The sequence below is a fragment of the Flagellimonas oceanensis genome, assembly GCF_003992595.1.
Lineage (GTDB): Bacteria > Bacteroidota > Bacteroidia > Flavobacteriales > Flavobacteriaceae > Flagellimonas > Flagellimonas oceanensis.
Window position 1 is genome coordinate 25,358 of record NZ_RZNA01000043.1, and the last position, 24,385, is coordinate 49,742.

At 42.9% G+C, this 24,385-nt stretch carries 18 protein-coding genes and 2 tRNA genes; 11 read left to right on the plus strand and 9 right to left on the minus strand.

Annotation, left to right across the window (positions count from 1 at the left end; translation table 11 throughout):
* Positions 1 to 3 precede the first annotated feature (3 nt).
* Together EO132_RS11875 and thrA are read right to left on the minus strand one after the other, a co-directional pair.
* On the minus strand, positions 4 to 927 hold the full coding sequence (locus EO132_RS11875) for a homoserine kinase (RefSeq protein WP_127138065.1): 924 nt from the start codon (positions 925 to 927) through the stop codon (positions 4 to 6).
* A 3-nt stretch (positions 928 to 930) separates the two neighbouring features.
* A complete protein-coding gene (thrA, locus tag EO132_RS11880) occupies positions 931 to 3,375 on the minus strand; it encodes a bifunctional aspartate kinase/homoserine dehydrogenase I (RefSeq protein WP_127138066.1) in 2,445 nt (814 codons plus the stop codon).
* 258 nt (positions 3,376 to 3,633) lie between these two features.
* Here thrA and EO132_RS11885 point away from each other — a divergent pair, with 258 nt between their 5' ends.
* Entirely contained in the window at positions 3,634 to 5,175 is a 1,542-nt protein-coding gene (locus tag EO132_RS11885; RefSeq protein WP_127138067.1) for an NAD(P)H-hydrate dehydratase, read from the plus strand.
* Here EO132_RS11885 and EO132_RS11890 read toward each other — a convergent pair.
* Both EO132_RS11890 and EO132_RS11895 read right to left on the minus strand, forming a co-directional pair.
* Entirely contained in the window at positions 5,172 to 5,591 is a 420-nt protein-coding gene (locus EO132_RS11890) for an STAS/SEC14 domain-containing protein (RefSeq protein ID WP_127138068.1), read from the minus strand. The genes EO132_RS11885 and EO132_RS11890 overlap by 4 nt on opposite strands.
* A gap of 155 nt (positions 5,592 to 5,746) precedes the next feature.
* Entirely contained in the window at positions 5,747 to 8,305 is a 2,559-nt protein-coding gene (locus EO132_RS11895) for an ATP-dependent Clp protease ATP-binding subunit (RefSeq protein ID WP_127138069.1), read from the minus strand.
* 261 nt (positions 8,306 to 8,566) lie between these two features.
* Between EO132_RS11895 and gyrA the strand changes: the two genes are divergently transcribed.
* Both gyrA and EO132_RS11905 read left to right on the plus strand, forming a co-directional pair.
* The gene (gyrA, locus tag EO132_RS11900; protein WP_127138070.1) at positions 8,567 to 11,095 is read left to right on the plus strand and encodes a DNA gyrase subunit A; all 2,529 of its coding nucleotides are present in this window, start codon (positions 8,567 to 8,569) and stop codon (positions 11,093 to 11,095) included.
* A 57-nt stretch (positions 11,096 to 11,152) separates the two neighbouring features.
* On the plus strand, positions 11,153 to 12,415 hold the full coding sequence (locus tag EO132_RS11905; RefSeq protein ID WP_127138071.1) for a tetratricopeptide repeat protein: 1,263 nt from the start codon (positions 11,153 to 11,155) through the stop codon (positions 12,413 to 12,415).
* Between the two features lie 51 nt (positions 12,416 to 12,466).
* Here EO132_RS11905 and EO132_RS11910 read toward each other — a convergent pair whose 3' ends face one another.
* Positions 12,467 to 13,219: a C40 family peptidase gene (locus tag EO132_RS11910; protein WP_127138072.1), complete on the minus strand. Its 753-nt coding sequence runs from the start codon at positions 13,217 to 13,219 to the stop codon at positions 12,467 to 12,469.
* Between the two features lie 20 nt (positions 13,220 to 13,239).
* Positions 13,240 to 14,415, minus strand: a complete 1,176-nt coding sequence (locus EO132_RS11915) for an acetyl-CoA C-acyltransferase (RefSeq protein WP_127138073.1) — start codon at positions 14,413 to 14,415, stop codon at positions 13,240 to 13,242.
* Positions 14,416 to 14,529: 114 nt separating this feature from the next.
* Between EO132_RS11915 and EO132_RS11920 the strand changes: the two genes are divergently transcribed.
* The 4 genes from EO132_RS11920 (at position 14,530) to EO132_RS11935 (ending at position 18,321) form a co-directional block, all read left to right on the plus strand.
* Entirely contained in the window at positions 14,530 to 16,566 is a 2,037-nt protein-coding gene (locus EO132_RS11920; protein ID WP_127138074.1) for an HD family phosphohydrolase, read from the plus strand.
* Positions 16,567 to 16,679: 113 nt separating this feature from the next.
* A tRNA-Ser gene (locus EO132_RS11925) sits at positions 16,680 to 16,763 on the plus strand.
* Between the two features lie 17 nt (positions 16,764 to 16,780).
* Positions 16,781 to 16,855: transfer RNA gene (locus EO132_RS11930), tRNA-Pro, on the plus strand.
* Positions 16,856 to 17,070: 215 nt separating this feature from the next.
* On the plus strand, positions 17,071 to 18,321 hold the full coding sequence (locus EO132_RS11935; RefSeq protein ID WP_127138075.1) for a site-specific integrase: 1,251 nt from the start codon (positions 17,071 to 17,073) through the stop codon (positions 18,319 to 18,321).
* A 66-nt stretch (positions 18,322 to 18,387) separates the two neighbouring features.
* Here EO132_RS11935 and EO132_RS11940 read toward each other — a convergent pair whose 3' ends face one another.
* Positions 18,388 to 18,771: a helix-turn-helix domain-containing protein gene (locus tag EO132_RS11940; RefSeq protein WP_127138076.1), complete on the minus strand. Its 384-nt coding sequence runs from the start codon at positions 18,769 to 18,771 to the stop codon at positions 18,388 to 18,390.
* Between the two features lie 131 nt (positions 18,772 to 18,902).
* Here EO132_RS11940 and EO132_RS11945 point away from each other — a divergent pair, with 131 nt between their 5' ends.
* Together EO132_RS11945 and EO132_RS11950 are read left to right on the plus strand one after the other, a co-directional pair.
* Positions 18,903 to 19,220: a hypothetical protein gene (locus tag EO132_RS11945; RefSeq protein WP_127138077.1), complete on the plus strand. Its 318-nt coding sequence runs from the start codon at positions 18,903 to 18,905 to the stop codon at positions 19,218 to 19,220.
* A 30-nt stretch (positions 19,221 to 19,250) separates the two neighbouring features.
* Complete coding sequence (locus EO132_RS11950) at positions 19,251 to 20,291, plus strand: HEPN domain-containing protein (protein ID WP_127138078.1); 1,041 nt, start codon at positions 19,251 to 19,253, stop codon at positions 20,289 to 20,291.
* Positions 20,292 to 20,444: 153 nt separating this feature from the next.
* Here the strand turns inward: EO132_RS11950 and EO132_RS11955 are convergent, their stop codons facing one another.
* Positions 20,445 to 20,849, minus strand: coding sequence for a hypothetical protein (locus tag EO132_RS11955; RefSeq protein ID WP_127138079.1), 405 nt, complete (start codon positions 20,847 to 20,849; stop codon positions 20,445 to 20,447).
* An 894-nt stretch (positions 20,850 to 21,743) separates the two neighbouring features.
* Between EO132_RS11955 and EO132_RS11960 the strand changes: the two genes are divergently transcribed.
* The gene (locus EO132_RS11960; protein WP_127138080.1) at positions 21,744 to 22,328 is read left to right on the plus strand and encodes a BfmA/BtgA family mobilization protein; all 585 of its coding nucleotides are present in this window, start codon (positions 21,744 to 21,746) and stop codon (positions 22,326 to 22,328) included.
* A 5-nt stretch (positions 22,329 to 22,333) separates the two neighbouring features.
* A complete protein-coding gene (mobB, locus tag EO132_RS11965; protein ID WP_127138081.1) occupies positions 22,334 to 23,356 on the plus strand; it encodes a MobB family relaxase in 1,023 nt (340 codons plus the stop codon).
* A 252-nt stretch (positions 23,357 to 23,608) separates the two neighbouring features.
* On the opposite strand, the gene EO132_RS11970 is transcribed toward mobB, so the two are convergent.
* On the minus strand, positions 23,609 to 24,385 hold a 777-nt coding region (locus tag EO132_RS11970), incomplete at its 5' end, for a cation efflux transmembrane domain-containing protein (RefSeq protein WP_205780361.1).

A 24,385-nucleotide genomic window follows, 5' to 3' on the forward strand; every position in this document is an offset into this window, starting at 1 on the left:
GATTTATGCAATTTTCTTTACGCCTTGGCTATTTACTTTGGAAATATGGATATCGAAACCCACTCCGATATTTTGATAGGTTTCTTTCATGGATACTGCGACTTGTTTTGCAGTTTGCTCTCCTTTGCTCAAGGCAAATATTGATGGTCCGGACCCTGAAATCCCACTTCCCAGAGCACCTGCTTCCAAAGCATTGATCTTAATGTCATCAAAGGCGGGAATTAAAATGGAACGAATCGGCTCTACAATATGGTCTTCTAACGAGCGTCCGATAAGCTCATAGTCATTTTGGAACAGTCCGGCGACCAATCCGCCCAGATTTCCCCATTGTTGGATGCCCTGTTGCATGGAAATCGTGGTTTTCAGAATTTTTCTGGAGTCCGAAGTCTTGATTTCGATTTGCGGATGGATTACGGTGGCATACAGTTCCGATGGCGTCGGAATCGGGATAATGTCCAATGGGTCATAACTACGGACCAAAGTAAAACCTCCGTAAATGGCCGGTGCAACATTATCCGCATGGGCCACGTCGCTGGCCAATTTTTCCCCTTGCATGGCAAACTCCACCAGTTCCAGGTTGGAAAAGGGCTTGCCCAACAATTCGTTCATGGCCCAAACAGCCCCTGTGGAACTTGCTGCACTGCTGCCAATTCCACTACCGGGCTTTATGCGTTTGTCGATTTCGATTTCAAAACCGCCATCGTAATCACTTTTGGCCAATAGGGCCAAACCAGCTACCCCAGCGACATTTTTCTCCGACTCCAAAGGAAGGTCCTGTCCAATTATTTTGGAGATTCGAATCCCTTTGTCCGAGGTTTTGCGAACCGTCATTTCATCGCCCACGGAGTCGAGCGCCAAACCGAGCACATCAAATCCGCAGGAGACATTGGCTATGGTTGCCGGGCAAAATACCTTGATTTCCCTCATGCCTTAAAAATTTCCTATTCGAACGATATCCGCAAAGATACCCGATGCGGTAACATCGGCACCTGCTCCGGCACCTTTAATGATCAAGGGTTGGTTCACATAGCGGTCGGTAAAGAACAACACAATGTTATCGCTTCCCTCCAAATTATGGAAATCATGCCCTTTTGGTATTTCTTGTAGGCCTACTTTGGCCTTTCCATCCTCAAACTGAGCGACATACTTAAGTTTACTGTCTTTATCAGCTGCGTTCCTGTACAATTTTTGAAAGTCAGCTTCATACTTCTTCAAGCTTTCAAAAAATGCTTCGTTGGAATCGGCCTCCAAGCTTTCCTTGGGCAGGAAGGCTTCGTTTTCGATAGCCTCAATATCCAATTGATAACCACTCTCCCTGGCCAAAATAAGTATCTTTCGCATTACGTCCACACCACTCAAATCGATGGTTGGGTCAGGTTCCGTATATCCTTCTTCCTGTGCCTGTTTTACCACATCGTGAAAGGTGGTGGAATCGTCAAAGGTGTTGAAGACAAAATTCAAACTACCGGATAACACCGCCTGTATTTTTCTGATTTTATCCCCTGATGCAATTAAATGCTTTAGGGTGTCTATAATGGGTAATCCCGCACCCACATTGGTCTCGAACAAATAGGGGGCGTTGTATTCCTTGGCCAGGTGTTTGAGTTCCTTGTAATACTCGTAATTCGAGGAGGAAGCGATTTTATTGCAAGTGACCACGGAAATACTGTTTTTGAGGTAACTTGAATAGCTCTCGGATACTTCGGCACTGGCCGTATTGTCCACAAAAATACTGTTGCGATAGTTCAGGGTATTGATACGGTCAAAGAATGCTTCCTTGTCCGCTGGTTCTCCTTGATTTAGGACGTTTTCCCAATCCTTTAGGGGAATTCCGTTTTCATCAAAGACCATTTTTCTGGAATTGCTGATGCCGATGACGCGCACGTTGAGCTTTAGCTCTTCCTTTAAATATTTTTTCTGTTGACGGATTTGTTGCAAAAACTTGGAACCCACATTGCCCACCCCCATCACAAATAGGTTGAGCTGTTTGATGTTTTCCTCAAAAAAGGTTTCGTGTAGGGAATTGAGCGCTTTTTTCACATCATCTTTCTTGATGACGGCGGAAATATTACGTTCCGATGCCCCTTGGGCGATAGCTCGAATATTGACATTGTTCTTGCCCAATGTGCTGAACATTTTACCGCTCAAACCTTGGTGGCTTTTCATGTTGTCGCCCACCAAGGCCACAATGGTCAAATCTTTTTCAACGATGACGGGTTTGATTTTTTTCCTTGAAATCTCATATTCAAAGGTCTCGTTTACTGCTTCGGCTGCCAAATCCACATCCTCATCGGCAATGCCCACGCAAATGGAATGTTCTGATGATGCCTGGGTGATCAAGACGATACTGATGTTCTTGACCGATAGGGTTTCGAAAAAGCGCTTGGAAATTCCTGGAATACCGATCATGCCAGGCCCTTCCAATGATAGTAAGCTTATGTTGCCCACATGGCTGATACCGCGAACCGTTTTACCATTCCCGTTATTGTTCTTGGCAATCAAAGTGCCCGGGTTTTCAGGTTCGAAGGTGTTTTTGATCGCAATTGGGATGGCTTTGCCCAATACGGGTTGAATTGTTGGGGGAAATAGCACTTTGGCCCCAAAATGGGAGAGTTCCATGGCTTCCTGGTAGCTGATGTGGGCCACGCATTTGGCCTGCTTTACCAATTTTGGATTAGCAGTGTACATCCCGCTGACATCGGTCCAGATCTCAAGGATTTCGGCTTCCACTGCAGCTGCGATAATGGCAGCGGTATAGTCGGACCCACCTCTTCCCAGCGTGGTTAAATCCCCACTTTTGCTGGAGGCAACGAACCCAGGTAAAACCGTTATCTGGTTTTTTGCGGATGAAAAATAGCTTTCACAATTGGCATTTGTGATGTTGAAATCCACATTGGCCTTGCCGAAATTGTTGTCGGTTTTAATGAGTTCCCTGCTATCTTTAAAAGCAACGTCCAGTCCTTCGGATTTTAGAAATTCGCTGATGATGAAGGATGAAAGCAGCTCTCCATAGCTTACGATTTTGTCAGATAGTTTTGGAGTGAGTTCGCCAACCAAAAAGGCACCTTCCAACAAGGTTTCCAGAATATTGAGCTCGCTTTTCACTTTGCTCAGGGCTGCACTTTGTGATGTAACGGGAATCAATTCCCTAATGGCGGAAATATGTCTGTCCTCAATTTCCTTGAGGCTGCTTTTATAACTTACATCTTGCTCGGATGCCAGTCGAGATGCGTTCAGGAGTAGATCGGTCACACCTCCAAAGGCCGATACAACTACGGCCATTTGTTCGTTTTTTTGATTGCCAAGGATGGATTTGACCTTATTTATATTTTCTGGATTGGCAACGGAAGTGCCTCCAAATTTTAAGACTTTCATAAAGAAATAGTGTTGAAAAAAGTTGTGAATAGATTAAAAAACGGACGGAATTATATATAGCAGACTTACCCCAAAGGGGTGGTAGTGGTAATAGTGAAAGTAGATGAAAAGGTATTCATCAAATTAAGGTTGCTATCCGTTTGTTTTAACTCCATTGCTCTGTAATGAGATGATAAATGTAGTACTTTTGTATACTTCATCAAATCGTTGGTGATGTTTTTTGCGAAATCTTTACGAATAATCAATTTTTATTGCTGAATGAAAATTTTTTCTGCCCAACAAATCTATCAAGCTGATAAATCCACAATCCAAAAAGAAGGCATAAAGAGTGATGAACTAATGGAAAGGGCGGCTACCCAGTTGTTCGAATGGATGCATTCACGTTTACGAGGCACCCAGGTCAATATCAAATTGTTCTGTGGGATTGGAAACAATGGGGGAGACGGTTTGGCACTTGCGAGAAAATTGAACGAACACGGTTATTCCATCAAAGTGTATGTGGTCAATTATAGTGATAAGCGATCAGAAGACTTTTTGCTGAACTTGGAACGTTTGAAAGATGGGAAGGTATGGCCAGACTTTATCAACGAGGAAAGTGATTTGCCCGATATTTCGCCCAACGATATTGTAATGGATGCCATTTTTGGTATCGGACTCAATCGTGCCCCTGATACTTGGGTAGGGAATTTGATCAAGCACATCAATGATTCACGGGCTTTTACCTTATCCGTGGATGTGCCTTCGGGCTTACCCGTGGACAGAGGGCCGTGGGAGCCTTCATATGTGATCAATTCCAGTTATGTGTTGAGTTTTCAGGTGCCCAAATTGGTTTTCTTTTTACCTGAAACCGGGGTGTATGTCAATCAATGGGAGATTCTGGACATTGGGCTGGACCAGGATTTCTTGATGAAGACCGAAACGGATTTCGAACTGATCGGTCGCCCTGAGGTATTGCCCATGTACCGATCCAGACTCAAATTCTCGCACAAGGGAACTTATGGCCATTCGGTCATTGTCGGTGGTAGTTATGGAAAAATCGGTGCTGTGCAACTGGCCGGCAATGCTTGCTTGAGTGTTGGGAGTGGACTGGTGACCGCTTTTATACCAAAATGTGGCTATGGTTCCTTGCAGACGGCGGTTCCAGAGATGATGGTGCTCACAGGATCCAGGGAGAAGAACATTTCGGGAATAGAAATTCCTTTTGAACCTTCTGTAGTAGGTATAGGTGTTGGTATCGGTCAGGATGATGATACGGTTTCAGCATTTGGCAGTTTTTTGAAAAGGGTGGATTCTCCCATGGTCATTGATGCTGATGGGCTTAACATTTTATCGCACAACCCAGAAATGCTGAAGGATGTTCCGGCCTTGTCGGTCCTTACTCCGCACCCAAAGGAACTGGAACGATTGATGGGACCGTGGTCCTCTGATTTTGAAAAGTTGGAAAAGGCCAAAGCTTTCGCTGCCAATTATAATTTGGTGCTGGTGATCAAGGGTGCACATACCATTACCATTTATAATGGTAGAGGTTATGTGAACACCACAGGGAATCCGGGCATGGCTACTGCGGGCAGTGGCGATGTATTGACGGGTATGATCACTGGTCTTGTGGCACAAGGATATTCCTCGGTCGAAGCTGCAATATTCGGGGTGTACCTGCACGGTTTGGCAGGGGATTTAGGAGTGGCGTCCAAAGGTTATGAGGCGCTCAAGGCATCCACTATTGTGGAGCATATTGGCAGTGCTTATTCGGAGCTTTTTCGTCAACCTGAAATGGAGCAGAGAGATGATGCTCAGGGTTAAGCGCTGTTTTTATCCTTTTTAGGGGTGATCTTTTTTTGAATCCAGGCCAAGGCGTTATCGAACTCTATGAAGAATTCCATTGGCTTTTTATAGAACATCCTTTCAATATTGAAGTTGTGCATGTCTATTTCCTTTTTGGAGACGATGGCAAAGGCCTTGAGGTTGTCCATGCCCCTTAGGTAATTGTATACGGTGGGGTCTACTGCATATGAGTTCTTTCTAAGGCTGATGTAGCCGAAGTCCTTGTCCCTAAAGTGTATTTCCGAAATTCCAATGATTTGATAGGTCCTCTCCAGTGTTATCGTAGCACCTTCATCAAAAGAAGCGACCATGTAGTTGTCGAAAACCTGTACGGTTCCCACCTCTAGGCGATACTCGCGTACCACCACGGTCTTCTTATTAGAAGTAATTTTCATCCCCAATGTAATTATAGTGTCTCGCTTACGAAAGTAGCGGGGAGGGACAGTCAACGGAAAAATAATAGATTAAACGCGAAAATATCTTATGTATGGTAAATCCAAGGCATAAAAAAAGCTGACCATCGTCAGCTTTTTTTGAAGTTTATTGAAAATTACTTTTCGGCTTCGGGTGATTTTTCAGCCTTCTTTATTTTTATGGTAAGTTCTTCTTTTTTCTCATCCAAGTCCATAAAAATACTATCCCCCTCTTCCAGTTTGGAGTTTACGATTTCCTCGGCGAGCGCATCCTCAATATACTTTTGGATGGCTCTCTTCAATGGTCGTGCTCCATATTGCTTATCGAATCCTTTGTCGGCGATATAGTCCTTGGCCTTATCGGATAGGCTCAGGTCATATCCGATTTCCTTGATTCGTTTGTACAATTTATCCAATTCGATATCGATGATCTTGTGGATGTCTTCTCTTTCCAAGGGGTTGAAGACCACTACATCGTCGATCCTGTTCAGGAATTCAGGCGCGAATGCTTTTTTCAATGCATTTTCAATCACACTTTTCTGATGGCTGTCAGCTTGTGCTTTTTTCGCTGCGGTTCCAAAACCGACACCTTGTCCAAAATCCTTCAATTGTCTTGCTCCGATATTGGAGGTCATGATGATGATGGTGTTCCTGAAATCGATTTTGCGTCCCAGACTATCGGTGAGGAATCCATCATCCAGTACTTGCAACAACATATTGAAAACATCGGGGTGTGCTTTTTCCACCTCGTCCAATAAGACCACGGAATAAGGTTTGCGACGCACTTTCTCAGTGAGTTGTCCGCCTTCTTCGTATCCCACGTATCCCGGAGGTGCACCTACCAATCTGGATATGGCGAATTTTTCCATGTATTCGCTCATATCGATTCGTATCAGGGCATCTTCTGAATCAAATAGTTCTTTGGCCAATATTTTTGCCAACTGGGTTTTTCCTACGCCTGTTTGTCCCAAGAAAATAAACGAACCAATGGGTTTGTTGGGGTCCTTAAGTCCAGCACGGTTACGTTGGATGGCCCTTGCCACTTTGGAAACGGCTTCATCTTGTCCGATGACAAAACCTTTGATAAGGTTGGGCAATTCGGCCAATTTGTTGCTTTCCGTTTGTGCTATTCTGTTCACGGGAATACCGCTCATCATGGAAACTACATCGGCAACGTTGTCCTCAGTAACGGTTTCCCTGTGCAGTTTGCTTTCTTCTTCCCAGCGCTCCTGTGCGGAGGCCAACTCTTTTTCAAGACGTTTTTCGTCATCCCTAAGCTTTGCGGCTTCCTCGTACTTTTGCTTTTTGACGACACTGTTTTTCAGTTCGCGAACATCTTCCAACTGGTTTTCCAGCTCCAATATCTGTTTGGGAACGTCCATATTGACGATGTGCACTCTTGACCCTGCTTCATCCAGGGCATCGATAGCCTTATCTGGTAAAAAGCGGTCCGTCATGTAACGGTTGGTCAATTTCACACAGGCCAAAATAGCCTCGTCCGTATAATTTACGTTGTGGTGCTCTTCGTACTTGCCTTTGATGTTCATCAAGATTTCAATGGTCTCTTCCACAGAAGTAGGTTCAACCATGACTTTTTGGAATCGACGTTCCAAGGCACCATCTTTTTCTATGTATTGTCTGTATTCATCAAGCGTAGTTGCTCCGATACATTGTATCTCACCTCTTGCCAAAGCGGGTTTGAACATATTGGAAGCATCCAAGCTGCCTGTTGCGCCACCTGCACCAACGATGGTGTGTATCTCATCAATGAACAGTATGATGTCGTCGTTCTTCTCCAATTCGTTCATTACGGCCTTCATTCGCTCTTCGAACTGGCCACGGTACTTTGTGCCTGCCACCAAAGAGGCAAGGTCCAAGGTTACCACTCTTTTGTTGTAAAGTATTCGGGATACCTTTTTGTTGATGATGCGCAATGCCAATCCTTCAGCAATGGCGCTTTTACCTACACCGGGTTCTCCAATAAGCAGGGGATTGTTCTTTTTCCTTCTGCTCAATATTTGGGAAACACGCTCTATTTCCTTTTCCCGACCCACAACGGGGTCCAATTTATTGTCTTCGGCCAAACGGGTAAGGTCCCGTCCAAAGTTGTCCAACACCGGGGTCTTGGATTTTTTGTTTCCTTTTTGGGAAGCGCTTCCCGAACCGAAGGAGCTTTCTTTACTATCTCCCATATCGTCTGTGTCCCCGGGGAAAGATTCCGCCTGTGGGGTGTCTATGTAGTCATCATCACTGGTAATCATGGACTTGAACTGTTCTTTGACATTATCATAGTCCACTTTCAATTTGTGCAACAACTTGGTTGTTGGATCATTCTCGTTCCTTAGGATACAGAGCAACAAGTGCGCTGTATTGATGGAAGAACTTTGGAAAAGCTTAGCTTCCAAGAAAGTGGTCTTCAAGGCCCGTTCCGCTTGGCGGGTCAGGTGAAGATTCTTCTTGTCCTTCTGAATCGTTCCTGTATTAGGGTTCGCTGGACTCAGAATTTCCACCTTTCTGCGCAGGTGGTCCAAATCCACATCGAGTGCATCCAATATATTTATGGCTTTGCCATTTCCGTCTCTTAAAAGACCTAGCATAAGGTGTTCCGTGCCAATGAAATCATGACCCAGTCTCAGGGCTTCTTCCTTGCTGTATGCTATAACGTCCTTTACGCGGGGGGAAAAATTATCGTCCATACGTTTCTTTTTCAGCAATTAAAATTAATAAAAGTATTGTAATGGTGGTCAAATACCATACCCTTATTCGATAAAGTAGTGGTAAATGTCGGAATAATTCAGGTTTTTCAGCTATTTAACAAAGCTTTATTATCACATTGTTGACAATATGCCCAATGTTGATAATTTTTTTAATAAAGTATTCGCAAAGCGTTATAAAGGCTGCTATTTTCTGTATATTGCCATGATAATTTAACCACAAAAAATCAATAATAAATAAGCATGGCGGAAGGAGAAAAGTTAATTCCCATTAATATTGAGGATGAGATGAAATCTGCCTACATTGATTATTCAATGTCGGTCATTGTGTCACGTGCCCTGCCAGATGTTCGTGATGGTTTAAAGCCTGTACACCGAAGAGTGCTCTATGGAATGCACGATTTGGGGGTCAGGTCCAATAGTTCGCATAAAAAATCTGCCCGTATCGTTGGGGAGGTATTAGGTAAATATCACCCACATGGCGATTCTTCGGTCTATGATACCATGGTGCGTATGGCCCAGGAATGGAGCCTTAGGTACATGCTTGTAGACGGTCAGGGTAACTTTGGTTCCGTAGATGGCGATAGCCCTGCGGCGATGCGTTATACCGAGGCCAAGATGCGTAAGATCGCTGAGGAAATGTTGGCCGATATCGATAAGGATACCGTAGATCATCAACTTAATTTCGATGATACCATTGAAGAACCTACCGTACTACCGACCCGTATACCCAATTTATTGGTAAACGGAGCTTCGGGTATTGCCGTAGGTATGGCCACCAATATGCCACCTCACAATCTTTCCGAGGTCGTTGACGGTACCATAGCGTACATAGACAATCATGATATAGAAATAGATGAACTGATCACGCACATCAAGGCCCCCGATTTTCCAACAGGAGGTTTGATTTATGGCTATGATGGCGTGAAAGAAGCTTTCCATACAGGTCGTGGACGTGTTGTGATGCGTGCCAAGGCCACTATTGAAGAGGTTCAAGGGAAGGAAAGCATCGTTGTTACCGAAATCCCTTACCAGGTCAATAAGGCGGACATGATCAAAAAGACCGCCGATTTGGTCAACGAAAAGAAAATAGAGGGGATATCCACCATTAGGGATGAGTCCGACAGGAATGGGATGCGTATCGTTTATATTTTGAAGCGTGACGCCATCCCGAACATTGTACTCAACATGTTGTACAAGTACACGGCCCTTCAATCCTCTTTCAGTGTCAACAATATCGCGCTTGTCAATGGTAGGCCGGAACTTCTGAACTTGAAGGATATCATCCACTATTTTGTGGAGCATAGGCACGAAGTCGTGGTGCGTAGAACCAAGTTCGAGCTTAAAAAAGCTGAGGATCGTGCGCACATTTTGGAAGGACTTATCATTGCTTCCGATAATATTGATGAAGTAATAGCCATTATCAGGGGGTCTTCCAATGTTGAGGAGGCCCGTAATAAATTGATGGAGCGCTTTAAACTGACCGAGGTTCAGGCCAAGGCCATTGTGGAGATGCGTTTGCGTCAGCTTACCGGTCTGGAGCAGGATAAATTGCGTGACGAGCATGCCGAATTGTTGAAGACCATCGAGGATTTAAAGGATATTCTTGACAAGAAGGAGCGTAGAATGCAGATCATCAAGGATGAGCTTCTTGAAATCAAGGAAAAATACGGTGATGATAGAAGGTCTGAAATCAACTATGCAGGAGGTGATTTGAGCATTGAGGATATGATCCCGGATGAACAAGTGGTCATTACCATCTCCCACGCCGGTTATATCAAAAGAACATCACTTTCAGAATATAAAACCCAACACAGGGGAGGAGTGGGCCAAAAAGCGTCCTCTACCCGAAACGAGGATTTCTTGGAGCATTTATTCGTTGGTACCAACCATCAATATATGCTGTTCTTCACCCAAAAGGGAAAATGTTTCTGGATGCGCGTGTTCGAAATTCCCGAAGGAAGCAGAACATCCAAGGGTAGAGCCATCCAGAATTTGATCAACATAGAGCAGGATGATAAGGTAAAAGCCTTTATCTGTACGCAAGACCTCAAGGACGAGGAGTATGTGAACAGTCATTTTGTGATTATGGCCACCAAAAAAGGTACTGTTAAAAAGACGTCTTTGGAGCAGTATTCCAGACCGCGTCAAAATGGTATCAATGCCATTACGGTACGTGATGGCGATGAGCTGCTGGAAGCTAAATTGACAACAGGCACCAGCCAAATCTTCCTGGGTCTCAAATCCGGAAAAGCCATACGCTTTGAGGAATCCAAGACAAGACCGATGGGTAGGAATGCTTCGGGTGTGAGAGGTATCAGGTTGGCCGATGACAACGATGAAGTCGTGGGCATGGTTTCTGTCCATAACTTTGAGGACGATATTCTTGTGGTTTCCGAAAGGGGCTACGGTAAACGTTCCAATATCGAGGACTACAGAATTACCAATAGGGGTGGAAAAGGTGTCAAAACCATATCCATTACCGATAAAACAGGAGGTCTAGTGGCCATCAAGAACGTAACCGATACCGATGATTTGATGATCATCAACAAATCGGGAATCGCCATCCGAATGGGGGTTGAGGACCTAAGAGTGATGGGAAGGGCCACACAAGGGGTTCGCTTGATCAACCTAAAGGATAATGATGCCATTGCGGCAGTTGCCAAAGTGATGAAAGAGGATGATCCCGTGGATGAAGCCGATATCAGGGATATCGAAGTCGAAGGGGAAGATGGCACGGCTATTGATGATACTACGGACGAAAAAGAATAATTCGTATATTAAGTAATAATCATAAACACTAAATTCTAAATAATTTCAATTTTAAACATGAGAACAAAAATATTAATACTACTAGCCTTAGGAGTTTCCACTATGGGTATTGCCCAGAAGGACGAAATGAAGACGGCGGAAAGGGCTTTGAAGGACGGTGATGCCGCCGCTGCAAAAGCTGCTTTGTTGAGCGCATCTTCCACTATTGGTTCGGCCAAGGAAAAAGATCAAGCCGAGTATTATGCACTTCTTGGAAACGCCAACTACGATTTGGCTCAAAAGGGGGAGTTTTCCGCATTCCAAGAAGCTGTGGATGCTTACAACAAAGTAATCGAGATTGAAGAAGCTGATGGAAGATCAAAATATACTTCCGTGGCCCAAGAAAAAATGGGTCAAATGACAGCGGATTTGGTCAACGCAGCCGTTGAGGACAACCAAAACAAGAAATTTAGCGAGGCAGCTCAAAAGTTGTACATGAGCTACACTCTTAGTCCAAAGGATACGGTATACCTTTATTATGCTGCGAATAGTGCGGTAAATGGACAGGATCTTGAAAATGCTTTGAAATACTACAAAGAGCTCAAAGAGTTGGATTACAATGGGGAATCTGTGACCTATACAGCTGTTAATGTGGAGTCTGGAGAGACGGAAACCATGGATAAGGGTACTCGTGACCTTTATGTAAAAGCAGGGACCCACAAAGACCCTAAAGAAGAAGTAAGCCCATCCAAAAAGCCGGAAATCGTTAAGAACATTGCTTTGATTTACCAGCAAATGGGGGAAAACGAGAAAGCAATTGAAGCCTATGCCGATGCAAGAGCTGAAAACCCAGAAGATGTAAATCTTGTATTGGGAGAAGCTAACCTATATTACGCTATGGGGGATAAGGAGAAGTTCAAGGAGTTGATGGGCCAAGCCTCAGCAATGGCTCCAGATAACCCAGATTTATTGTACAACATTGGTGTGATCAACATGGAGCAAGGAAACTTGGAAGACGCTAGGGATGCTTACAAAAAAGCATTGGCCATCGACCCAGGTTACATCAATGCCTTGTTGAACCTTTCCACAACTTATGTGAACGAGGGTAACGGTCTTATCGATGAGATGAATCAGTTGGGAACTTCAAAAGCGGATATTGAAAAATATGATGATTTGAAGGATAAGAAAGATAGCCTTTTCAAAGAAGGTGCTGCTGTATTGGAAGATGCATTGCAGTCCAATCCTGATAATGAAAGTATCTTGACCCAGTTGAAAAATATCTACGGAGCTTTAGGTGACAATGAAAACTTCATGAGAATCAAAAAGCTTTTGGGAGAGTAAGCACACCATTTCTCCTACAAAAAAAGAGCCCCGATACATTCGGGGCTCTTTTTATATCACTTTTTTTATGACCCGTAATTGATGGGTATAGAGTTTTTCTTCGGAATTGAAGATGCCCGTGTGATCGATTCTATCAATGCGTACATGGCCATTGACATGGATGATGTAGTTGTCCTTCAAAATAATGCCTACATGGTCTATAATGCCCTCATTGTCGTCAAAAAAGGCCAAGTCGCCGGGCTCACTTTCTTCAATAAAGCTCAAAGCCTCTCCCTGCTTGGATTGACCCTCGGCCGTACGTTCCAACGAATATCCATTGATTTTGTAAACCATCTGTGTAAAGCCGGAACAATCAATTCCAAAAGGGGTTTTTCCACCTGCGAGATATGGTGCTTTCAAGTACATGATAGCGGTGTCCACTAAACTCTCTTTCGCATTTTTATCAGTATAACTATGTCCTTCAAATGCGTGGTCCAGTAAGTTGCAAGCATTTACCATGGATCCCATAAGGATGGGCAGCAGCATACCGTCAGATGTACATATGTGCGATATGATATCGGAGCAAACCCTGTGCAGCTCATGGGACTCGATTTGATCATAGGTGTCCTCGGTAATCAATTGAAGTTGATTGTTGGGAATCCAGCCTTCAAATTTGTCATAAGCCGCCCTGATCCTACTCCATTTTTTCCTGCTCTCCAACACCTTGAAATGCTCCCCATACAATAGTTGGGATGACATTTCGGCACAATCGTCCGGGGTTGCTCTAATAGGAACAATACTCAGAGGACAAATTCCATATTGCATTTACTGTACAGATTGAATCACTAATTTCTTTCCAAAACAATGGACGAGGCACCTCCACCACCATTACAAATGGCTGCAGCTCCCAATTTGGCATTGTTCTGTTCCAATATGTTCAACAATGTGATGGTAATCCGTGCTCCCGAGCAGCCCAGTGGGTGTCCCAAGGAAACGGCACCACCGTTTACATTGACATTGGTATCGTTGAGGCCAAGGATTTTCATATTGGCCAGTCCCACTACCGAAAAGGCTTCATTGAACTCGAAAAAGTCAATATCCTCAATGGATACCCCTGCACGGTCCAGCGCTTTTGGTAGTGCCTTTGCCGGAGCAGTTGTGAACCATTCGGGCTCTTGGGCTGCATCGGCATACCCTTTAATGGTAGCCAAAGGCGTTAGACCAAGTTCTTTGGCTTTGTCCTCGCTCATAAGTACTACTGCTGCTGCTCCGTCGTTTATGGTGGAGGCATTGGCTGCTGTAACCGTACCATCCTTGGAAAAAGCCGGTCTTAAAGCGGGTACTTTTTCCAATTTCACATTTTTATATTCCTCATCTTCACTGACGATAATGGGCTCGCCTCTACGTTGAGGTACTTCAACGGGAACCACTTCATTATCGAACTTGCCATTTTTCCATGCTTCGGCTGAACGTTTGTAGGATTGAATGGCATAAGCATCCTGATCCTCCCTGCTGAATTTATATTCGGTCGCACAGGCATCGGCACATACGCCCATGGCATTTTGGTCATAGGCATCGACCAGTCCATCTTTTTGCATACCGTCCACTAAAGTGGCAGGGCCAAACTTGGTGCTGGTTCGCATGTAGGCGTAATGGGGAATCAAACTCATATTTTCCATACCTCCTGCAACTACAATGGAGTTTTCGCCCAATGCGATGGACTGTGCTCCCTGCATAATCGTTTTCATCCCGGAAGAACACACCTTGTTCACGGTTGTGCAGGGTACCGTATTGGGAATCCCCGCAAATATCGCGGCTTGTCTCGCTGGTGCCTGTCCAGTACCTGCTTGTACTACGTTGCCCATCAGAACTTCTTCCACAAGTTCGGGTTTAAGACTAATTTTGTCCAATGCTCCCTTGATTGCCACAGCACCCAATTTTGGGGCTGGTACGCTGGATAACGCTCCCATAAAACTTCCTATGGGGGTCCTTGCGGCGGAAACGATTACTACTTTCTTCATATGTGCATTTTTACTCCTGCGAAAATACTAAATTTAAACACAAACCTATAAGGAGCTCGACCAACGGACTTCTTAATTTATATTTTCTATTTTTGATGCTAACAGTTTTACGGAATGGGAAAAACTTTGGATAACGTATATAAACACCAATCGCTGGTCTACAAGTATTTCCTGTATGTGGTATCTGTGGCCCTGATTGTATTTTTTTTCCCAAAGGGAGGGAAGTTCAAATATGAATTTCAAAAGGGCAAGCCATGGCAGTATGAGAACCTGTACGCTCCCATGGATTTTTCCATACAAAAGACCCAGGAAGAAATACAGGAGGAGCAATCTTCCATTCGAAGGGACAAAACAGATTACTATACCTATAATGCACCACTGGTTTCCGAGGTTAAGGATGAAGTGCTGCAAGAGCTCAACTCACTTTTTCAGCAGGAAAGCTTTGCTTCTTCGCAGCGCCAGTCTTTGAGAACGGTTTCTGAAGAAGTTATCGATGAGGTTTATGTTCACGGTATTTTTCAGAACCTTCCCCAATCAGCATCCACCGTAGTGGTCAGGAGTAATGAGGCGCAACCTATTTCGCCCAGTGACTATCTAAGTTTGGAGCAGGCCAAAAAGAAGGTAACGGAGCTTTTTTCCGAAATGAATATCAACAATGGAAATCGTTTACAATCCATAATAAAAAATAGTCTTAAGGCGAACCTTTTTTATGATGAGGTCCTTACGGAAAGTGCCCTGAACGATGAACTTTCCAAGATTTCCTATACCCGCGGAGAGGTAGATCAAGGCCAACTGATCATCGCCAAAGGGGAAATAGTAGAGGACGAGGACTTTAAAATACTCAATTCCCTCAAGGATGAATATGAGTCCGAACTGTGGATGGGCAGTAATTACTATTTCATTCTATTGGGATACACCATTTTGGTGGCCTTGGTACTCATCATGCTATTTCTCTTTTTGAAAAGGTATAGGAACGAAATCTTCCAGAATAACAATAAGGTAACCTTCATTTTCTTCAATATCCTGTTGATGGTGGTAGCCACCACCTTGATGGTCAAGCATTATGAGAACTATATCTATATGGTTCCGTTGTGCATTTTGCCATTGATCTTGAAAAACTTTTTTGATGCTCGATTGGGATTGTTTGTCCATGTGCTCACGGTATTGATTCTTGGTTTTGTGGTGCCCAACAGTTTTGAATACATTTTTCTACAGATCATTGCGGGTATTGTTACCATTCTGACGGCTTCTGAGCTGTACAAGAGGGCCAATCTATTTATTTCGGTCGGACAGATTACGTTGATTTATATCGTCGGGTATTTTGCCTTTCACGCCATTCATGAAGGGAACCTGGAAAACATTGAATGGATTTTGTTCGGGGTTTTCATTCTGAACGGACTGTTGACACTATTTGCACAACCGTTGATTTACATGTTCGAGAAACTGTTCGGACTCGTATCCGATGTATCGCTGTTGGAGCTGTCCGATACCAATTCCAAATTGCTCAAGGAGCTTTCGGACAAGGCCCCAGGAACTTTCCACCATTCGTTACAAGTCGCAAACCTAGCTGAAGCCGCAGCCAATGAAATTGGGGCCAATGCCATGTTGGTAAGGGTAGGGGCATTGTACCACGATATCGGTAAAATGGAGCGTCCAACGTATTTTACGGAAAATCAGATAACCAGTGTCAATCCCCACGACGACCTTCCACCGAAGGAAAGCGCCAAAATTATTATCGACCATGTCATTAACGGGATAGAGATAGCAAGGAAAAACAACCTTCCCGATCGGGTCATTGATTTTATCAGAACCCACCACGGAACTACCTTGGTGTATTATTTCTACAAAAAGCAACAAGAGCTCGATCAAGATGTGGATAAGGAGGACTTTACATATCCCGGCCCGATTCCTTTTTCCAAGGAAACCGCTATTTTAATGATGTCCGATGCTGTGGAAGCAGCTTCCAAAAGCCTAAAGAACCCGACATTTAGTATCATTGATGAATTTGTTGAAAAGATTGTAAAGGGACAAATGCAGGCGAATCAGTATTTGAATGCAAATATTACGCTCAAGGAAATTGAAATGGTAAAGAAAGTGCTCAAACTAAAGCTTACGAATATTTATCATTTGCGGGTGGAATATCCTGAATAGCAGCGGTGTGCTAAAAGTTCGAATAAAAAAGTGCAAAAATAGTTGCGATCTTACATCTGAAAAGGTACATTTGCATCCGCATTTTCAAAATGCATGTTCATAATAAATTGATTGGAGAGGTGCCGGAGTGGTAACGGAGCAGATTGCTAATCTGTCAGCGCGTAAGTGCTGCCCGGGTTCGAGTCCCGGTCTCTCCGCTTTTTCCAACATACTTCGGGGTGTAGCGTAGCCCGGTTATCGCGCCTGCTTTGGGAGCAGGAGGTCGCAGGTTCGAATCCTGCCACCCCGACGAACCTAGAAATAGGTCACAACAAAACACTGTTAATCATATGATTTTCAGTGTTTTTTGTTTTTTATGCATTCATTTGATATCATTTAAAACCAAATAAAAGGTGTGCAATTCGGTGTACAACGATTAATCCGGAATGTACTAACTTGAAAGGACTTTAGAGTACGATTTGACTTTCGTCTTTACAATTAATTGTTTAACCAAAGTCATGGAAAATGAAATCAAAACACACTTTCACCGTAATTTTCTTTACCAGAAAATCAAGGAGCGTCCCAAACCAATTATCCATCTATGTCCGCATAACTGTGGACGGCCAACGTGCCGAGATCAGCCTAAAGAGAAGTATTCCCTCCAAGGAGTGGGACAATTCACGGAACCGGGGCAGGGGAGGTTCACAGAGGATCAGGGCATTGAACGCCTATCTGGACAGCGTTTACAGTAATCTATTGGACTGCCATAAAGAACTTTTGGAAGAGAACAGGGTGGTTTCCTCAAATGCCATCAAGTCTCGTTATCTAGGGGAGGATGACAACAGCAAGACCTTAAGGGAGCTTATCAAGTACCATAATGAGAATATGTCGATTGTCCTGAAAAAGGGGACGATGAAGAACTATTATACGACGGAAAAGTACCTGCACAGGTTTTTAGCCAAGAAAAGAAAGGTAAACGATGTCCGCCTAAAACAGTTGAACTATGCCTTTGTAACGGATTTTGAGCATTTTTTGCGCAATTACAGAGATTCAAAGAGGAGGCTCTTAATGGGCAACAATGGTGTGATGAAACATCTGGAAAGGTTCAAGAAGATGCTCAACCTTGCCGTCAAATTGGAATGGATGGACAAGAACCCGTTCAACCAGTTCCAGTTGAAATATAACAAATATGATAGGCAGTTTCTGGACGAAGAGGAACTGGAGCAATTGGAAAGCGCTGAAATGGGTAACGAACGTTTGGAGAGGATAAGGGACTGTTTTGTGTTCTCATGCTATACAGGCCTTTCCTATGTGGATGTGAAGGAGCTGAACAGTGACAATATTGTAAAGGGGATTGACGGAAGCCATTGGATAAGTACCAAGCGTGAAAAAACGGACAAGCCAGTTAAAGTCCCATTGCTCCCAAAGGCAAGGGAAATTTTGGAAAAGTATATGCAATGTCCGGAAATGGAAAATAAAGAAGGCTTGTTGCCCATTAGTTCCAATCAAAAGACCAATGCCTATTTAAAGGAGATAGCGGATTCCTGTGACATCGATAAAAACCTGACCTTTCATGTAGCAAGACATACCTTTGCCACAACAGTGATGCTGTCAAATGGTGTGCCCATCGAAACAGTCTCGAAACTTCTCGGACATACCAAACTTTCCACCACACAGATTTATGCCAGGGTCGTGGAATCCAAGATAAGTGAGGACATTGGCAATCTTTTGATCAGGTTCAAGGAAAAGGCAACCAAAAAAAGTGCAGTTACATGAAACAAAGAAGGAGCAATGGTATTTGCTCCTTTTTACTATAAAATTCAATATTTAGATTTGAATTCTTTATTTTTTCAACTGTTGCTCCAAATAAGCGACTTTATCCTTTTCAGCTTGGACTAGACGTTCGTAAAGTTCAATGATTTTTTCCAAGGGATTTATGGTACACAGGTAATTATTGTTGTTTGAACTGTTATCTTTAAAAGTGTTGTTTATGATGTTGAAAACAGCTTCTTCCGAAAAGTTTTCAATGGCTTCAGGCGTTACTCCCAAGGCCTTGGCAATTTCCTCCAATTTTGTATCCTCGATTGTCTCTGATTGTTCAATGTTTGAAATGGCCTGTTGGCTGATGCCCAACTCCATGGCAAGGGCCTCTTGTTTCATACCCCTCAGTTCCCTGATGCGGCCTATCTTCCTTCCTATATGGTTGTTTTTTGTAGCTGTTTCCATTACGTAAATATAGGATTTTTTAATAATACCGTGCATCCGTAAAATACAACCCTCCCATGGTGCGATACGTGATATTCTGTTTCGGTACGTGATATTCCATTAGTTCCTTTATCACACATCATTAGAGAAAAATGGAGGCCGAACGAATCAAAGAACTGCTTAATGGGCATGAGCCCATTGCGATTGTAAGATATTTTGAATGGGCAATCTTTTCAAGGAATCAAGTCAATGCCAAATATCTATTGCTCAGGATGGACAACACAAAAAGTGACATCCTCGAAATGGACATCCCAGAGGGAATGGTCACAATGTTACGGTCCAGACTGGACGATTTTGAATTGGTATTACATGGCAAAAATGGCACTATATGGGAGCGGTCATCCTTTAGGGAAAGGGTCAGGGAGTTAGTCCCCATAACAAAGATAGCTGACTTGATAGATCTATATTGATTTCCCTAGCCATTACTAAATAATATAACTATGAATACAACAGACCAACACATCATCGACAAAATAACCGAGGAGCTGGAAATCGACTGTATCCACCAGAATAAGGATCGACATGTATTTAAACATCGGCTGGACATTCTGGCAAGATCGTCTCAAAGGGACTTTCCCGAGCAGGTACGGCCAGTTATCGATGCCATAATGAAACCTTACCCCGATGTTGTTTACAGTGTCTTTACAACCAATTATGCACGGAAAGAAGCCCAAGAAGCCAACTTGTACTTTTTAAATAACTGCAATAGAGGCAGCCTTGTATACAAAAACTGTGAGGACAACTCCCTAATTATCCCTCCCGACTTGGAGCCGAACAAGCTGTACGAAACGGCCAAAAGGGAATTCAAACGGGACATGGCCCGGTTGAAATCCTATAGGAAGGGAGCCAGTTATTTTAGGGAATTGGGAAACCTTCCCCAGAGTGCCTTTATGCTACACCAGACCTTTGAACAGGGCTATAGGATATTGGAACGTTTCATCTGCGGGAGGATAAAGATATGCCATAGCATCAAGAACCATCAAAGCTATGTATTGAAAATGTTGGACAAGCTCGGTGGCACGTTCCAAATGGAATCCGATATGGACAGCAAATTGCTCGACCTATTGGAGGATGCCTATTCATCCGCCCGCTATACCCATAGCTACACGATTACCAAAAATGAACTGGAACAGCTGACCCAAAAATTGTCATTGTTCACTAAGGACATCAAGACCCTGTTCCATCGGGAGCTGTCCATATTCAAACGCAATATCGATAATGGTATTTTCAATCATAAGGAAGAACTAGATTTGGAAACGCCCAATGCACATCGTACAACAGTGGAGCCCTATGTGCGCAGGCTTGAATTCGACAACAGCTTCGAGATGCTGTGCAAAGCAAGGTCACTACTGTTGTTGGGCGTTACCTGTCTACAGGAGGACGTGGAGCCGCCTCTTCATGTAAACGGCTTCGATTACAATATAGTTGAGGTACTGCAATTGGCAATAGAATTGTTACCGTTAAAGGAGACAAGTCCTTAATGCCATATCCAAACTAACTGCCAACCAAATTTATGTAAGGGTTTTGGAAAGAAAAGTTGGTGATGACATGAGAATGTTGGTGGAAAGAATGGAAGGTAAATAAATCATCGTTTACTTGAACTTTAATCTAACTCCGTTCTTTGTTGTGTAACTCTATGATTTACTTTTTTTTAAGTCCATATTTTCTACCCAGAAAAGTTTCGATTCTGTGAAACGAATGATAGAGTCATTTAAAATGCTGACTTTGGAATTATCAAAATCTAATCGATAATCCTGTGTTATGTCTGTCTCGTTATTACAACTGAGTATAATCGACTTATTTTTAAAAGTCCATGTACCTTGACCTTTTTCGATTCCAGTAGCTTGGATTTCGTTGTTCATACCAATTTGTGCCCAATGTTGTTCAAATTCAAAGGTTCCGGTTGAATTAAGAGTCAATTTATAACGTTGCTTGATTCCGGAACTATTATTGGAAATGTACTCTCCAACGTATTTATCAGTTTGCGAACAGGAGGTAAGACTTGTAATGAGAAAGAATATTAATAAGCTTAATTTCATTTTTTCTAAAGTAATAAGTTGATTATATATAATCAGTGATCATATTTCTAATATACTCACAATTGACAAATTGATGAGGTAGCTACCTTAAAGAAGGTTCCATTTGTTATAGTTAATGGTCATAGATTAATTGTTAGAATGTTTGTCCCTAAGTTATCAATTAATTTCGCTATCAGGCACTTGTATTAACGGAACCCTTTTAAAATGATTAGGAAACTAGGTTTTATGAGTTATAGAAACTTTATTCAAAACCAATGGACAACAGACCTATTTTAATAATTACCAATAAAGACCTATATTTATAGAACTAGGGTATATCCCTTTTTTGTACGGCATATTTGATTTGACTTTCCTAAAGTCCGTACAAACCAAAGAATTATTTATAGGGCAACTGATTTTTAAATCAGCTTGTATTTATTCAGTCCTTCTAGCGGGTCATGGTAAAGTATACATAATTTGGAATAAATACGATTTATATGATTGTCCTATTGCCTTATGACAATTGAAAATGCTCAATAACAAGGGGCTAGCAGACTTTTAGAAAAATCAATGGGATACCTCATGTCCTATGAGTTAGTGACTCCTAAAAATTTATATATTCATAGACAGCCCTAAAACGCTGGGGACAAAGGCCACTGGTCGTAGCGATTTTCCACTTTTTGGAAAAACGGTAGAGCAAGAGGGTGATGCGCAAATTGCGCCATCACGGTTGCTTTCTGGTCTTCAACAAGTTGAAAACCAGTTAATTGAATGAATTTTGGAATACTGTACAAAATCAGGGGCTACAGTAGACTTTTCCGAAATCTACAGTAAACCCTTTGGGAAGCCCAGTAAACACTGGGAATTTTTGACGCAAAAATTGACGCAATTTCACTAAAAAACAAAATCACACCTATGGAAAAGCAATCAACAAAAGGCAGAACAAAGAATGGGAAGGGGGGTTATTCAAACATCACGGTAAAGAAGGAAACGGCCGCACGTTTTCGGAGCTATTCCAAAAAGTTCAACAAGTCCCATAGTGAGGTATTGGACGGGATGATACATTACTTCAAGGAGAACAACCTTGACCCTTTTGGGGAGGGAACTAAGATCATCGTTGACAGTATCAAAAAATTGGAGCGTCAGATGATGAAAAAAATCGATAGGCTCATCGCCATTATCAAGAACATGGAAAAGACCAGTATCCGGCCCACCTATGAAATGATGCTCATTCTTTACGAGGCCTATGTAAAGGATGGGAGGAAACCTAAACGTGAACCCGTTAAGTTACAGGAAGAGCGAATGGATTTTTTGGAGCCTAGGAATACGGTTCCAAAAACGGAGCATGACAGAATACTGCAAGAATTCAAAGAATATAAAAAGCGATGTACTGAAATCATCGACAATGTGGAGAAGGTAGAGCCGATGATGGGAAAGCCTTATCTAAAGATCAATATGGGCATCGGGGAATTTGAAAGCCTGAAATATCAATTAAAATAAAGCTTATGTACCTAACCATTTCAGCACAGAAAATGGGCAGTACCTACAACTCCAGTGTGGGGAACTATGTGGACTATCTGGAAAAGGAAAATGAGGATAGATTACCAGAACAGAGGGAGGAATTCTTTGACCAAGAAAACGACAGCGTAAGCCGACAAACGGTCATCGATGAAATAGATGCCAATACGGCGAAACTAAGGCAGAAGGACCCCAAGTTCTATTCGATAGTGGTCAGTCCCAACCAAAGGGAATTGAAGACCATTGGGAATGACCCGAACCTATTAAGGGAATATACAAGGAAACTCATGGAGGACTATGCCAAGAGTTTCCACCGTAACCAAGAGGTCAAGGCCGAGAACCTGAAATATTACGCCAAGATAGAGCATGAACGCACCTATCGGGGCACTGACAGACAGGTACAGGAGAATGCTCCCTACCGAGGGGAGATAGCAAGGCTCAGAAACGAGATACGGAAAGTGGAGCGGGGCGAATCCATCGGGAATGTCAAGGAGCTTGAAAAAGGAATCAAAGAGCAAGAAAGATTGGCACCCCATAAACAGAACGGACAGCTCATTGCCGCAGGGATGCAAAAAGAGGGGCCACAGACCCATATCCATATTATTGTCAGCAGAAAAGATGTGACCAACACCTACACCCTTTCCCCGATGGCCAAGCACAGTGCCTCCGAAGTGGAGCTGAACGGAAAAACGGTCAAGAGAGGATTTGATCGGGACAGCTTTTACCAAGCAGCCGAAAAGACCTTTGACAGGACAACAGGGTTCAAACGGAACTTTGTGGAATCCTATGTAGGGAGAAAGGCCCATGCCAAGGAACCGGGGAAGTTCTTTGCCAAGGTGATGGGATTGCCCACCAAGGAAAAGGACATGGCCTTCAAACTACTTAAAACAATGGGTGTCAAAGCCCCGAGTATTCCAACCAATAAGGTACAAATGGCGGCCAAGATCATCAAAGCCCTTGGAAGGGGTATCGATAAGGCTAGGGGGACTGGTGAGGACATGGGCTACTGAAATCCAAAAAGCAGGTTGCGCCCTATCGGATTTTTGCTTCACGCTTATCCAGCGTGGGAACGTCCGCCTTGACCATTTTGGTAAAAAGTGCGTTCCAAAAGCTGTTTTGGGCCCTTCATGGCCCGGAAAAACAATGCCCCATAGGTTGGCTTAAAAATAAAAAGCCCCTTAAAAGGGCTTATTTGAAGTCTGTTTTTCTGAAATCAGAGGCTTGTGCAACGGTTACCATTGTTGTAAGTAGTGCTTTTTAATTCACTTACTTAATTTCAAAATCCGAAACGCTCCTTGAATTACCAAAATAAAAACGATTGTTCCGATAATCAAATCAGGTTTACTCGAACTCAACCAATTTACCAAAATTCCAGCAATTATTACTCCTAAATTGATAATCACATCATTTGATGTAAAAATCATACTCGCTTTCATATGAGCCTCTTCTTTGCTTTTTGACTTTTGCAAAATGTAAAGACAAATTCCGTTTGCGATAAGTGCAAAAATCGAAACGATAATCATTGTCGAAAAATCGGGTAATTTCTCGTCTCCGAAAAATCTTCTTAAAACTTCCACAAATCCGATAATTGCAAGTGTAATTTGAAAATATCCAGCAAGTTTGGCAATACGCTTTTTCTTAATCAATGTTCCGCCAACCGCAAACAAACTAATTCCGTAAACAAAACTGTCGGCAAGCATATCCAAACTATCGGCAACAAGTCCCATTGATTTTGAGATTATTCCTGTTGTCATTTCGATTATGAAAAAGGCAAAATTTATGGCAAGTACAGACCAAAGTAACTTTTTTTGGTTTGCATTTTCTTTAAATTCCGTTTGGTCGGTTTGTTCGGTCGAGATTTTCTTTCCGCCTAAATTTAGTTCGATAACGGACTTTTCGATTTGGTCGGTTTCCCCGCTGTGAAAAACAGTCAGTTTTCGGTTCGGAATATCAAAGTCCAAATTCGCAATACTTGAAATTCCGTCCAATTTCATTCGGATTAGATTTTCCTCTGAAGGACAGTCCATTTTGGTAATTTC